The sequence below is a fragment of the Bradyrhizobium sp. HKCCYLS20291 genome (genome assembly GCF_051167715.1).
Lineage (GTDB): Bacteria > Pseudomonadota > Alphaproteobacteria > Rhizobiales > Xanthobacteraceae > Bradyrhizobium.
On the sequence record NZ_JBNPTO010000011.1, the window covers coordinates 1 to 12,735 of the forward strand.

Genomic DNA, 12,735 nt, shown 5'->3' on the forward strand with positions numbered 1-12,735 from the left:
TTGCGTCTCAAGCTCAAGCGCGCCGGTTGGAGCGATGACTTCTTTTTCGAACTCCTCGCTCACGTGCGATAGCCCTGGCTTCCGCCGGGAGGAAGGTCGAGCCAGCCTGATCCTGCGGCTGGCGCGGCAGTCTGGCGCTCACGGCGTCCATCGATAGATCCATGTCTCCGAAACGAGCTTGTCGCTCGCGAACAATTCGGCTCGGAGCTCGACAGAAGCGTCCTTGGCGGCACATTGAAAGCTCAGCCGCCATCCGCCGGTCTCGGGATTGGGCTGGGCGACCACGTTGCTGACATCCGTCTTCTCGGCGCTGACCACGGCCTTCACTGTCGCCGGATCGAGCCCCTTGAGAGCGTCACCCGCGAGCTCGAGCACGAACAATCGGCCTTCGCCCAGGGCGCCCACGCCGGTACGGGTGAAGCGCGCCAAGGCGTGCGGCTTCGGCATGTCCGGACCCCAATGCAGGCGATAGGTCATGTTGTGCTCGCCCTTGGCGGCGAGCGGCGTCTTCGGCCGCCAGAACGCGGCGATGTTGTCGTGGATCTCCTCCCGGGTCGGAATCTCGAACAGCACTACGGCGCCTTCGCCCCAGTCGCCGATCGGCTCGATCCACAGGCTCGGGCGCCGCTCGAAATGCGACTCGAGATCCTGATAGGCGGCAAATTGCCGCTCGCGCTGCATCAGGCCGAAGCCGCGCGGGTTGAGGTCGTTGAAGACGCTGACCTGCAGGTCGCGCGGATTGCTCAGGGGGCGCCAGATCTGCTCGCCCTTGCCGTTGAACACCGCAAGCCCGTCGGAATCGTGCACCGCGGGCCGGAAGTCGTCGTTGTCGCTGCGGTCGTTGGGGCCGAACAGGAACATGCTGGTCATCGGCGCCAGCCCGCCATGGCCGATCTCGACGCGCGGATACAGCGAGGCCTCGACGTCGAACACGGTGGTCTCGCCGGGGCGGATGGTGAAGCGATACGAGCCGGCCGCGCTCTTGCTGTCGAGCAGCGCATGCACGACCATCGCGGTGGCGCCGGCGACCGGCTTCTCCAGCCAGAACGCCTTGAACACCGGAAATTCCTCGCCCTTGGCTTCGCCGGTATCGATCGACAGCCCGCGCGCCGAGAGCCCGTAGATCTCGCCCTTGGCCACCGCGCGAAAATAGCTCGCGCCGAGGAAGACGCAGACCTCGTCGTAATAGTCCGGGCGGTTCATGGGCGTATGAATGCGAAATCCCGCGAAGCCGAGATCGGCGGCCGGAAACGCCGGTACCTGCGGGCCGAACGCGAAGTCTTCCGGACGATATGTCACGGGCTTGGCCTGACCGTCCGCAACCTCGTAGACGTCGATGCGATCCTTGTAGATGAACCCGCGATGAAAGAACTGCGCCTGGAACGGCAGCTTCTCATCGCGCCACAGTGCATGCTCCGGCAGGAACCGGATCGAGCGATAGGCATCGTAGTTGAGCTTGGCCAGCGCATCCGGCAGCTTGTCGTCCGGCGCGGCATACGGCTTGGCCGCGAGCGCGCGCGCGAGATTGCGCACCGTGGCCGCGCTGAACGGCTGCGCCGCCGACGCGGCCGATGCGCTCCGCGCAATGGAAGCGGCGACCGGGATCGCAGCCGCAGATTGAATGAACTGACGGCGATTCAACTTATTCTCACTTTGCTGAATGGAACTGCGGAGCAACATTTCTGAGGCCGCGCGGTTCCATTTCAATTGATATGGGATGGAAGCATGCGGGGGACGCCATGAACGGCATGTGAGCGAAGTCCGGCGGACGAGAGTGACCGGCCTTCGATGGCAGCGGATGTTGAACAGTCGCAAGTGCGACGCGCTCCCGTCGATTGCGGTGCTGATTTACAGAAAAATATTCGATTGCACGCTAGATGGCTCTTTCCTTTTTCCGAAAATCGTGATTGTATGTGCTCGTCCCGCCTCGAGCTGAGGGGCGTATCGCGGTCGTCACGAGCGTGGGGGTAGGATGCGATGGGCGTGCCGGGCTGCAGCGCGAGCGATCGTGCGGACGAACAGCTTGGTGCGCACGGCGAAGCCGTGTGGTCCTGATCTCCCGGTGCTGAGATCAAGTTCGCGCCGACGATGGCGCTGATGACAGGGTCAACAAGCCGGTCCCTGGGGAGAGCACGGAGTAAGCCGTAAAGCCATTGCGCAGGGAAGGCCGGGATGTCCCAGCCGAACCTGTGGTTCCTGCCCCGTGCATTTCTTTCGCACGGGGGCCATGGGGGCGGCGAGCTCCCGGTCTTCCCTGCGCCCTCTGTGTTGAAGGGTGCGAACAATCAGCAAAGCTCGGGCGTGATGCGCGCCGCGAGAGGGTGATCTCATGTCTCTGCAAGAGGGTGAACATGTCTCTCCACGTCATTGCGAGGCGCCTTGCGCCGAAGCAATCCAGGGCTCAGCGCGCGGCCCTGGATTGCTTCGCTTCGCTCGCAATGACGCGGAGAGAGTTGTGCCACAAACTCGGTGTCATTCCGGGGCGCGCGTAAGCGCGAGCCCGGAATCCATCGGGCAGCAAGCCGGGTCGATCAATGGATTCCGGGCTCGCGGCTCGCGCGCGCCCCGGAATGACGGAGGAGAGAGCGGTGACCTCACAACTCCCGCGCATTGCTGAACGCGAACGAGCTCACGCGCCGTGTCGTCTCGTCCAAAATCAATGTCCGCGTGATCGGTGGTTCGGCGCGCTGGGCGCAGTTTTCGCGTTCGCAGAGCCGGCAGTTGACACCGATCGGGGTGCCCTCGGTCTTCTCCAGGTCCATGCCGGCGGCGTAGACGAGGCGCGACGCATGACGGATCTCGCAGCCGAGGCCGATGGCGAAGCGGGGCTGCGGCAGCGGGTGCGGCGCGATCGGGCGGCGGACCATCTGGGCGATCGAGAAATAGCGCGATCCGTCCGGCAGCTCGATGATCTGCTTCAAGAGACGGTCCGGCGTGTCGAAGGTCGAATGCACGTTCCACAGCGGGCAGGTGCCGCCGAACTTGGAGAACGGGAAGGTGCCCGAGGAGAAGCGCTTGGAGACGTTGCCGGCATTGTCGACACGCAGCATGAAGAACGGGATGCCGCGCGCGTTCGGCCGCGACAAGGTGGTGAGGCGGTGGCAGACCTGCTCGAAGCCGGTGTTGAAACGCTGCGCCAGCACGTTGATGTCGTAGCTCAGCGCCTCCGCGGCAGCGAGGAACGGCGCGTAGGGCATCATCACGGCGGCCGCGTAGTAACTTGCGAGCGTCATGCGGTAGAGCCGGCGCGACGTATCATCCAGCGCGCCGGCGCGGCCGATGATGATCTCGAACTGCGGCAGGCACTCGGCCATGCCGAGCTGCACCGCGAGCTGGAAGGTGCGGCCGGGGCCATCGATCAGCTCGGATATCAGCAGCTGACGCCGATGACGATCATAACGACGCAACGTCTCGCGCATCACATCGACCGGCATCACCCGTGTCTGCACCGAATGTTTTTCGCGCAAGCGGGCGGCGAGGGCGGCGTAGAGCCCCTCGGCCGGCACGTCGAGCGCATCGCGCAAGGCTTCGGCCTGCTGCTCGAGCTCGGCGAAGTAGTTGCGGTTAGCCTCGATCAGGTCGCGCACCCGTTCGATCGGGTTGGCCTCGAAATGGCCGCCGGCATTGCGGTCCGCCATCTGTGCCGCGACGAGAGTCTCGCCGCGCCGCGCCTCGGCATAGGCCGCGTAGAGCCGCTGCAGCGCGTGGGTCACCCCGGGGCAGAGCTCGGCGAGGTCGCGCAGCTCCTGCTTGGGCAGCTCGATCTGCCGGAACAGCGGATCGGAGAAGATCTCGTTGAGCTCGGCGAAGAAGCGGTCCTCGTCGGCGGTGGCGAGGTCGCGCAGATCGAGGTCGTAGGCTTCGGCCAACCGCAGCAGGATCTGCGCCGAGACCGGGCGCTGGTTGCGCTCGATCAGGTTGACATAGCTCGGCGAGATGCCGAGCCCCTCGGCGAGCTGGGTCTGCGACAGGCCCAGTTGCTGGCGGATGCGGCGGAAGCGTGGGCCGACGAACAGCTTCTTTCCGGATCCCCCGGGCATGACGACCCCCTCGGCCTGCGTATTTGTGACATTTTTTACAAAATGACATTTATGACAAGTGATGATGTTACATGACATCACCATTCGAAAACAAGGCCTCTATACGAAGCTGCCGGTTTCGCGTTTATCTCTGGTCACGCAAATCGCAATGCACTGTCAAAGTTGTGACGGTTGAAGGAGGGTCTCATGACCAGCAATTTCTGGGTGATCGGCGGCGAGTTCGGCTCGATGAACTTCCACAAGCTGGTGGAAGGTTCGGCCCAGGTGAAGGGTCCGTTCAAGTCGCGCAAGGAAGCCGAGGATTGCTGGCGCGAGGTCTCCGAGGAGAACCGCCACAAGGCCGGCGTCCGCTTCTCGATCGTCGAGGAGCCGCAGCGCGCGCCGGCGGCCTGAGCGCCGCCTGGGAATGCATTGCCGGGTATTTGAATAAGCTCGAGGAAGAGCCCAAGGACGGGGCGGTCTCAGCCGGGTCACACCGGAGGAGGCCGCCCACGTCCGTTATGGCGTTGCCTGCTCGATCCGGGTGGTTACGGCAGCGTGCGTATAACCCATTGAAGATGAAAGGGGTTTGCGGAATACTGGGTTACTGCTAGGTTAACGCGGTGGAAACCTGGCAGAACCAGGGCCAAAACGTGAAAGCGTCAGCAATGTCCGAGGCCCCCGACAGCGCCACCGAAGCTCGTCCCGTGCGGCTGCGCGAAGCCCTGCGCCAGGCCCGGATCGAGGCCGCAGACCGAACGGGCGTCGTGGTCGATCTGCGCGACGCCGAAGTGGCCCGGCTCGAGATTCTCAACGACGCGCTGGATGCACTGTTCAACGAGATCCCCGGCCAGATCGACCTGTTCGATCGCGGCATCAGCCAGGGCGAGACGCCGCGGCTGTGGATCGACGTCGTCGCGCATGTCGTGATGGGGCGCGACAAACGGCAGTACCGTTTCGTGCAGGACACCCGCAACGGTCGCATCGTGCTCGCCGAGTCGCACGATATCGCCGCCATCGTGAAGGCCGTGACCGACTACGTCGCCCGCCGCATGGTCGAGCGCGAGCGCGCCTTCAGCGTGACGCACGTGCAGGCGCTGCCGGCCGACGACAAGCCGCGGCAGCGCAGCCGCGTGTGGCCGTTCGTGCTCGGCTTCGTGCTCGGCGCGCTGTCGCTGTTTGCCGTCGCGGTCTACGAGAGCCTGAAGCCGATCACCTTCTGACCACCCGGTCAGAGCAGGCGGATCTCGCGGATCTCGCGCACGCGCAGCGCATCGTTGACGGAGCGCACCGTCATGTCGCAGCGCCAGTGGTTGCCGTCACGGTTGACGGCGAAGATGTTGTAGGCGGCGGCCGGATAATGGCCGTGCGCGAGCGAAGAGGCGGAGGGCACGCCGACGACCGGAATCTGGCGATCGGGACCGTCGATCCAGATGGTCGAATGCACGTGGTCATGGCCGTGCAGGACCAGCTCGACGCCATGGCGGCCGAGCAGGGCGATGAGATCCTTGGCGTCGGTCAACCGCTTCATCCGATTGGCCGAGCGTAGCGGATGATGCACCAGCAGCACGCGAAACAGCTGCTCGTGAGCGAGCGTCTCGAGCAATTGCTCGAGTGCGGCGAGCTGCGCGCTGCCGATCCGGCCGGTCGCCATGAACGGCGCCGAGGGCACCGCCGAGGACAGGCTGATCAGCGCCAGCGGCCCGCGCCGGCGCAGCGACGGGAAGCTGGCGGGGCTCGTGGCATCGGCGCCGAAATAGTCGGCAAAGCTCTCGGCGAAGCGCAGCCGGGTCGAGCGCACATAGGCGTCGTGATTGCCGGGGATCGCGGTGACCTTGTCGGGCGGGCCGACCGTCCTGAGCCAGGCCTGGGCGAGCGGGAATTCGGACTCCAGGGCGAAATTGACGAGATCGCCGGTCACGGCGATCTGGTCCGGCATCTGCGCCTGCAGATCGGAGATCAGCAAATCGAGGATGTCGCGGCGATGATATTTGTAGCGGTTGCGCGTCCAGTTGAGATAGCCGAGCGCCCGCTTGCCGGCGAGCTCGGACAGCCGCGGCCGATGCAGCGGGGCGAGGTGCGGGTCGGACAGATGGGCGAGCGTGAACGCGGCCATCACGCCTCGCGATGCCCATGGCGGATGAAGGCGCGCTCTGATGTCATGTCATGCTATCCCCATGCTGTTCGGCTCTCATGGCAAGCCCGGCGGACAAGCGCAAGAACATCTGGGACGGCGGAATTGATGACGACAGACCTCAGCAGGTTGCGGATCCGGTTCGAACCGGTGCTCCGGCGCGGCTTCCATTTGTATTGGCGGTTCGCCCGCGGCATGACGCTGGGCGTCCGCGGCGTGGTGCTGGATGCCGACAACCGCGTGTTCCTGGTCCGTCACGGCTACGTCTCCGGCTGGCACCTGCCGGGCGGCGGCGTCGAGGTCGGCGAGACCTTCCTGCAGGCGCTGACCCGGGAGCTGTTCGAGGAAGGGCGGATCGCGCTGTCGGGCGAGCCGGAGCTGCACGGCATCTTCCTCAACAGCCACGTCTCGCCGCGCGACCACGTCGCCGTATTCGTTATCAAGGGGTTTACGCAGGACCGCCCGCCGGAGCCGAACCACGAGATCGTCGAGACCGGGTTTTTCGCCCGCGATGCGCTGCCGGAGGGAACCACGCTCGGCACGCTGTCGCGCCTGCGCGAGGTGCTAGACGGCGTTAAGATCATTCCCACCTGGCGCCCGGAAACGCGCGTGGCCAACGGATCATTATGAATTTTTGCACCCAAAGGCGGCAGTCTCCCGCCCCTGGGGAGATGGGTCAATGAGTTCACCATCGATGCGGGTCGCCGTGCTGGTGCCCTGCTACAATGAGGAGGCGGCAGTGGCCGCCGTTATCCGGGACTTCAAGCAGGCGCTGCCGGCGGCGACTGTCTATGTCTACGACAACAATTCGAAGGACCGCACCATCGAGGTTGCGCGCGCGGCCGGCGCCGAGGTGCGCAGCGAGCGGCGGCAGGGCAAGGGCCACGTGGTCCGGCGCATGTTCGCCGACATCGATGCCGACATCTACGTGCTGGTCGACGGCGACGCGACCTATGACGCGCCGAGCGCGCCTGGAATGATCGAGCGTCTCGTGGCCGAGCGGCTCGACATGGTGGTGGGCCTGCGGGTCGACCAGGAGCAGGCCGCCTATCGCATGGGCCATCGCACCGGCAACTGGATGCTGACGAGCTTTTTGGCCGAGGTGTTCGGCCAGGCCTTCAAGGACATCCTCTCCGGCTACCGCGTGTTCTCGCGCCGCTTCGTCAAATCCTTCCCCGTCCTGTCCGACGGCTTCGAGATCGAGACCGAGCTGACGGTGCATGCGCTGGAACTGGCGCTGCCGGTGGCCGAGATCGCGACGCCGTATTATGCCCGGCCCGAAGGCTCGGTGTCCAAGCTCAACACCTGGCGCGATGGATTTCGTATTCTCGGCACGATCCTGAAACTGTATCGCTCGGAGAAGCCGCTGCGGTTCTTCACCGCGATCGGCATCTTCCTCGCGCTGGTCTCGATCGGCTTCGCCATTCCGATCCTCGTCACTTATATCGAGACCGGGCTGGTGCCGCGGCTGCCGACCGCGGTGCTTTCGATGGGCCTGATGATCATGGCGCTGCTGTCGGCCTCCTCGGGCCTGGTGCTCGATACCGTCACGCGCGGCCGGCGCGAGATGAAGCTGCTGGCCTATCTGTCGCAATCACCGGTGGGAGGCTGACGCTGGGACTGCGCGGGGGCCATTGCGGGACCGATGCTTGTGTCCGCCGGCCATTCCGGCCATGGTTCGGGCTGGTCAGATCCATCCAACGAGAACACCGCCTCCCATGCCCATCCTGAACAGCATCGCCGCGCTCACCGACGACATGGCCGCCTGGCGCCACGATCTCCACGAGCATCCGGAGCTGATGTACGAGGTGCACCGCACCGCCGGCATCGTCGCCGACCGGCTGCGCGAGTTCGGCTGTGACGAGGTGGTGACGGGCATCGGGCGCACCGGCGTGGTCGGCGTCATCCGTGGCCGCCAGACGAACTCCAGCCGCGTCATCGGCCTGCGCGCCGACATGGATGCGCTGCCGATCGAGGAGGCCTCCGGCGTGCCCTATGCCTCGAAGACGCCGGGGCTGATGCATGCCTGCGGCCATGACGGCCATACCGCCATGCTGCTCGGCGCCGCCAAGCATCTCGCCGACACTCGCAATTTCGACGGCACCGCGATCGTGATCTTCCAGCCCGCCGAGGAGGGCGGCGCCGGCGGCAAGGCGATGGTCGATGACGGGCTGATGACCCGCTGGGGTATTCAGGAGGTCTATGGCCTGCACAATGCGCCGGGTGTCCCCGAGGGCGTGTTCGCGCTGCGGCCGGGTCCGATGCTGGCCTCGTCCGACCAGCTCGAGATCACCGTGCACGGCAAGGGCGGCCATGCCGGCGCCGGCGTGCACAAGGCGGTCGACAGCGTGCTGATCGCCGCGCACATCATCACCGCGCTGCAGTCGATCGTGTCGCGCAACGTCGATCCGATCAAATCGGCCGTCATTTCGATTTGCATGGTCGAGGCCGGCAAGGCGATGAACGTCATCCCGGAGACCGTCGAGCTGAAGGGCACCGTGCGCACGCTCGATGCCGAGGTGCAGGACCTGGTCGAGCGCCGCATCGCCGAGGTGGCCGACGGCATCGCGCGGACCTATGGCGGCACGGCGACGACGAAGTACACGCGGCTCTATCCGATCACGATGAACCATGTGCGCGAGACCGGCGTCGCCGCCGATGTCGCCCGCGACGTGGTCGGCGCCGAGCGCGTCGTCGACAACGCGCCGCCGCTGATGGGCGCGGAGGATTTCGCCTTCATGCTGCAGGCCCGCCCGGGTGCCTTCGTCTTCCTGGGCATGGGCGACGGCAAGGACTGCCACCATCCGGCCTACCGTTTCAACGACAACATTCTCGGCCACGGTGCGTCCTATTGGGTGCGGCTGGTCGAGAAGACGATGCCGGCGGCCTAGGTCCGTCCGGAACTCCGCGTCCGGTCCAGTTTCGCCGCCATGACGACGCAATTGGCCGGCGCGGCGCTGCCGAACGGCCATGGACCGCGCCGCTCCCAAATGCTATCTCGCCACCCCACATGAGTGACCTGTCCATTACGATATCCGCCGAGAAGCCCGGCGATGCGCAAGCCATCGAGCGGCTGCATGAGCGTACCTTTGGCCCCGGCCGTTTCGTGCTGAGCGCCTACCGCCTGCGCGAAGATGTCGATCATCTGTTGCCGTTGTCGTTCACGGCGCATATCGGCACCTTGCTGGTCGGCTCGGTGCGGCAGCTACCGATCTGCGTCGGCGACACCAAGGCGCTGATGCTCGGACCGCTGACCGTCGAGCCGCCGTTCCGCAAGCACGGCATCGGCCGCATGCTGATGGAGCGCTCGATCGCAGACGCGCGGACGCAGGGCCACCGCTTCATCCTGCTGGTCGGCGACGCCGCCTACTACACCCGCGTCGGCTTCACGCCGGTGCCGAAGGGCAGGGCGACGATGCCGGGCCCGGTCGACTACAATCGCCTGCTGGTGAACGAACTGGTGGAGGGCGCCTTCGAAGGCGTCTCAGGCGCGATCCGGCCCGATTGGGATCACGCGCGTTAAAAATTCTTCGTCATTGCGAGCGAAGCGAAGCAATCCAGAGTCCCGATGAAGCTCTGGATTGCTTCGTCGCTTCGCTCCTCGCAATGACGAAGGAGGGAGCGCAGGTCGATCGTCGCCTGCGCCCCGCTGAGCTCCGAATCAAAACTTCAGATTGGCAAAGATGCGCACGCCGATGCCGGGCAGCAGCACCTCGTCCTTGGTGTAGGACACGGAATTTCGGATCTTCTCGTTGAGCAGATTGTTGCCGACGATCCCGACCAGCATCTCGCGGGCGCCGAACATGTTGGGATTAAGCTTGGTCCGGTAGCTGACCTCCGCCTTGAGGAGATTGTAGCCCGGGGTCGGCGTCTCCGCGATGGGCGCGATGTCGTTCTGCGCGAAGGCGTGCAGCAGGTTGATGCGGGTCAGCCAGTTGGCGTCGCGCCAGAACAGGCCGCCGCCGACGCGCATCGGTGGAATCCGCGGCACGTTGGTGCCGTCGGGGAACGTGGCGCGCACGACGTCGAACTGGTTCTCGATGCCCCAGATGCCGCTGCCGAGCGCAGCGACGTCGTACTGGCTCTGGAACTCGAAGCCGCGGAACAGCGCGTTGCGCTGCGAGTAGACCGCCTGGTTCAGCTCAGTCCCGGTGGTGCCGCAGGAGGCGAATTCGCCATCGCACATCACACCGGTCAGCCGCCGATAGATGAAGTTGCTGAACTGCGTGTAGTAGGCGGTGGCCTCGAAGCGGAACGGGCCGGTGGCCTTGCGCAAGCCCACTTCGACCGTCTTGGCGGTCTCGATCGTCAGGTTCGGATTGCCGATGTCGAAGGTTGCCGTTGCGTCGTGGCCGCCGCGTGAGAACAACTCGGCCGCCTTCGGTGCGCGCTCGACATATTGTGCGGTCACGCTGGCCACGAGATCGCCGGGCAGATTCTGCAACAGGCCGACGCTCGCGCTCTTCGGCGTATAGGCCGGATTGCGCGCGATGTTGGCCTGCGGCGTGCCGTCTGGGAGATAGTCGGCCGGGAAGTTTGGCGTGGAGCCGTCGAGCGAGACGTGCTCGATGCGGCCCGCGATTTGCGCCTTGGTCGACGGCGAGAAGGCGAGCTCGTTGAAGACATAGCCGGCAATGCGGTTGTTGGTGTTGGGGCCGAACAGGCCGTTGAAGACGGAGCCGGGATTGTCAGGACTCGGCGCGTTCAGCTCCTGATGGCCCGCCTGAACGCCATAGGCGGTGGTCAGCGTTGCGAAGCGCAGATTGACCGGCATCATCTGCATTTCGACGCGGGCTTCCTGCTCGCGGTTGGTGAAGGTCTGCCGCACGCCGTCCGTAGTTGGATCGGCAGGATCGGCAAGGCCGATCTCGTTGTGCCGGTAGTCGGTCGCGCCGGCCCAGAAGCGGATCGCGTCGATGGCAGCCGAGTCCGGCCTGTATTCGCCCTTCGCAGTGATCTTGGTCTGATGCGCGTCGATCCGGGTCCGGCTGTCGGCGCCGTCGATACCGGGGATATGGTAGAGCGCATCGGTCTGCGTGATCGCAGCCCCGATGAAGCCGCCAGAGAAGAAGTAGCTGCCGCCGAGTGAGACGCCGTCGTTCTGCACGGCCGAGTTCGGCTGGCGTCCGTTCACTGGCCGCGTCTGATCGAACAGATAGGGATAGCCGGGGATCGAGTAGTCGCCGGTCTTGCGGCCATAGGCGTCGGCGTGAACGGCAAAGTTGCCGCCGCCGGCATCCAGCAGCACGCCGCCCTCGACGCCGCGGTCGACCGAGCTGAAGGACGTCCGCGTCTCCGCGGTGACGCAAGGCGCGGCGCCTGCGGCCGGCGCGCTCGCCGGCAGGCCATAGGTCTGGAACGGCGCCGTAGCGCAGGTCGGCAATGCGCTTGGAATGCGGTTGTTGGTGGCGCTGACGACGCCGCCGATCGAGGTCGAGCCATAGCGCAGCGCCGCCGGGCCCCGGACGACCTCGACCTGGTCGCTGGTGAGTGGATCTATCGGCACGAAATGATCTTCGCCGAGATCGGACGCGCCGCCGCCGCCGATGCCGTTCTCGACGATGCCGACGCGGTTGACGTCGAGGCCGCGGATGATCGGCCGGCTCGACGCGCCCGGCGCGAAGCTGGATCCGGTGATGCCGGGCTTCGAATTCAGGAGGTCGCCGAGCGTGGCCGCGCCGGAGCGGCGAATCTCCTCGTTCGGTACCACCGTGACGGTCGCGAACTGATCGGTGACGACCGGCAGCACGCCCTGCTGCGGGGCTGGCGGTGCCGCCTGGGCCTCGCGCACCGGCGCCGGCGCGCGGGTGCCGCTTCGTGCGATGCGGGCCGTGGGGTTGGGGCGCGGCACCACCGGCTTGCGGGCCCGGATCGGGCTCGGCGCGGTCACGTTGACCTCGGGCAACTCGGTCACCGGCTTCGGATCGTCGGCGCGCGCCGACGTCCCAAGCATGCACAACAAGGCTGCGGCGCTGCAGCCCGACATCAAAGCTCTCGCGAACATCATTCAATTCCTGATCCAGATCAGGCGTCCCACGCGCTTCGTTGCGGGCGGGATGCGCCTGCCGTCGCTTTGCGACGGACCAAGCTTGCAAGCTGACGCCGTGCGCGTGAGCGCAACGGTCGCAGCGTGGAGTGGTTGAGATCAGGCGACGGGAGGGGCGCGCGGCTGGAACGCGGGCGCGATGACCGCTTCCGTGACGTAGGCCGTCAGCGCATCGGGCAGACGGGAAGCGACCGCTTGAGGTGGAGTGAGAACCGGCGGCGGCGACAGCAAGATCGATTGCGCCATCGCCATGACGGCACAGATGGCGCAGCCATCGGGCGATGGTTGCTGATCGCGGTCCTGGTCGGCCGGAGAGGGAGCGGTATGACGCTCGGCGACGGTGACACCGCCGCCCTGAGCCTGCCCAGCGATCCAATGAACATGGCCGAACGCGAGCGCGAACTGCAACAGCAGCGCGATCAGCGCCAGCCGCGAGCCTTGCTTGATGTTCGCGCGAAACCAGCTCATGGCCAGCTCTGGCTCATGTGAAACGGCCACTCCGTTCGGCTGAGAAGCTCAGCCGGTGTTACATTGTA

General features: G+C 65.8%; 11 protein-coding genes. 6 read left to right on the forward strand and 5 right to left on the reverse strand.

The window, feature by feature from the left end:
- Positions 1-138: 138 nt before the first annotated feature.
- Positions 139-1,641, reverse strand: a complete 1,503-nt coding sequence (locus ACQR07_RS22835) for a glucan biosynthesis protein G (RefSeq protein ID WP_434904394.1) — start codon at positions 1,639-1,641, stop codon at positions 139-141.
- 953 nt (positions 1,642-2,594) lie between these two features.
- The gene (locus ACQR07_RS22840; protein WP_434904395.1) at positions 2,595-4,040 is read right to left on the reverse strand and encodes a helix-turn-helix domain-containing protein; all 1,446 of its coding nucleotides are present in this window, start codon (positions 4,038-4,040) and stop codon (positions 2,595-2,597) included.
- Positions 4,041-4,226: 186 nt separating this feature from the next.
- Between ACQR07_RS22840 and ACQR07_RS22845 the strand changes: the two genes are divergently transcribed.
- Together ACQR07_RS22845 and ACQR07_RS22850 are read left to right on the forward strand one after the other, a co-directional pair.
- Positions 4,227-4,433 carry a DUF4170 domain-containing protein gene (locus ACQR07_RS22845; protein ID WP_006612464.1) on the forward strand — a complete coding sequence of 69 codons (207 nt, stop codon included), beginning with the start codon at positions 4,227-4,229 and terminating at the stop codon, positions 4,431-4,433.
- A 254-nt stretch (positions 4,434-4,687) separates the two neighbouring features.
- The gene (locus tag ACQR07_RS22850) at positions 4,688-5,242 is read left to right on the forward strand and encodes a hypothetical protein (RefSeq protein ID WP_434904396.1); all 555 of its coding nucleotides are present in this window, start codon (positions 4,688-4,690) and stop codon (positions 5,240-5,242) included.
- Positions 5,243-5,250: 8 nt separating this feature from the next.
- Here the strand turns inward: ACQR07_RS22850 and ACQR07_RS22855 are convergent, their stop codons facing one another.
- Positions 5,251-6,135: a metallophosphoesterase family protein gene (locus tag ACQR07_RS22855; protein WP_434904397.1), complete on the reverse strand. Its 885-nt coding sequence runs from the start codon at positions 6,133-6,135 to the stop codon at positions 5,251-5,253.
- A 126-nt stretch (positions 6,136-6,261) separates the two neighbouring features.
- Here ACQR07_RS22855 and ACQR07_RS22860 point away from each other — a divergent pair, with 126 nt between their 5' ends.
- The 4 genes from ACQR07_RS22860 (at position 6,262) to ACQR07_RS22875 (ending at position 9,676) form a co-directional block, all read left to right on the forward strand.
- Positions 6,262-6,783: an NUDIX domain-containing protein gene (locus ACQR07_RS22860; RefSeq protein WP_434904398.1), complete on the forward strand. Its 522-nt coding sequence runs from the start codon at positions 6,262-6,264 to the stop codon at positions 6,781-6,783.
- A 49-nt stretch (positions 6,784-6,832) separates the two neighbouring features.
- Positions 6,833-7,765: a glycosyltransferase family 2 protein gene (locus ACQR07_RS22865; RefSeq protein ID WP_434904399.1), complete on the forward strand. Its 933-nt coding sequence runs from the start codon at positions 6,833-6,835 to the stop codon at positions 7,763-7,765.
- Positions 7,766-7,871: 106 nt separating this feature from the next.
- Positions 7,872-9,044 carry a M20 aminoacylase family protein gene (locus tag ACQR07_RS22870; protein WP_434904400.1) on the forward strand — a complete coding sequence of 391 codons (1,173 nt, stop codon included), beginning with the start codon at positions 7,872-7,874 and terminating at the stop codon, positions 9,042-9,044.
- 119 nt (positions 9,045-9,163) lie between these two features.
- Positions 9,164-9,676 carry a GNAT family N-acetyltransferase gene (locus tag ACQR07_RS22875; RefSeq protein WP_434904401.1) on the forward strand — a complete coding sequence of 171 codons (513 nt, stop codon included), beginning with the start codon at positions 9,164-9,166 and terminating at the stop codon, positions 9,674-9,676.
- A 138-nt stretch (positions 9,677-9,814) separates the two neighbouring features.
- On the opposite strand, the gene ACQR07_RS22880 is transcribed toward ACQR07_RS22875, so the two are convergent.
- Both ACQR07_RS22880 and ACQR07_RS22885 read right to left on the reverse strand, forming a co-directional pair.
- Positions 9,815-12,139: a TonB-dependent receptor gene (locus ACQR07_RS22880; RefSeq protein WP_434904402.1), complete on the reverse strand. Its 2,325-nt coding sequence runs from the start codon at positions 12,137-12,139 to the stop codon at positions 9,815-9,817.
- A gap of 159 nt (positions 12,140-12,298) precedes the next feature.
- A complete protein-coding gene (locus ACQR07_RS22885; RefSeq protein ID WP_434904403.1) occupies positions 12,299-12,667 on the reverse strand; it encodes a DUF2946 family protein in 369 nt (122 codons plus the stop codon).
- Positions 12,668-12,735: the final 68 nt, after the last annotated feature.

Excerpts from the sequence above, each read along its gene's own strand:
- ACQR07_RS22850 (WP_434904396.1), top strand. The coding sequence starts at position 4,688 with ATGTCCGAGGCCCCCGACAGCGCCACCGAAGCTCGTCCCGTGCGGCTG.
- ACQR07_RS22875 (WP_434904401.1), top strand. The coding sequence starts at position 9,164 with ATGAGTGACCTGTCCATTACGATATCCGCCGAGAAGCCCGGCGATGCG.
- ACQR07_RS22885 (WP_434904403.1), bottom strand. The coding sequence starts at position 12,667 with ATGAGCTGGTTTCGCGCGAACATCAAGCAAGGCTCGCGGCTGGCGCTG.
- ACQR07_RS22860 (WP_434904398.1), top strand. The coding sequence starts at position 6,262 with ATGACGACAGACCTCAGCAGGTTGCGGATCCGGTTCGAACCGGTGCTC.
- ACQR07_RS22845 (WP_006612464.1), top strand. The coding sequence starts at position 4,227 with ATGACCAGCAATTTCTGGGTGATCGGCGGCGAGTTCGGCTCGATGAAC.
- ACQR07_RS22855 (WP_434904397.1), bottom strand. The coding sequence starts at position 6,135 with ATGGCCGCGTTCACGCTCGCCCATCTGTCCGACCCGCACCTCGCCCCG.
- ACQR07_RS22840 (WP_434904395.1), bottom strand. The coding sequence starts at position 4,040 with ATGCCCGGGGGATCCGGAAAGAAGCTGTTCGTCGGCCCACGCTTCCGC.
- ACQR07_RS22870 (WP_434904400.1), top strand. The coding sequence starts at position 7,872 with ATGCCCATCCTGAACAGCATCGCCGCGCTCACCGACGACATGGCCGCC.
- ACQR07_RS22865 (WP_434904399.1), top strand. The coding sequence starts at position 6,833 with ATGAGTTCACCATCGATGCGGGTCGCCGTGCTGGTGCCCTGCTACAAT.
- ACQR07_RS22880 (WP_434904402.1), bottom strand. The coding sequence starts at position 12,139 with ATGTCGGGCTGCAGCGCCGCAGCCTTGTTGTGCATGCTTGGGACGTCG.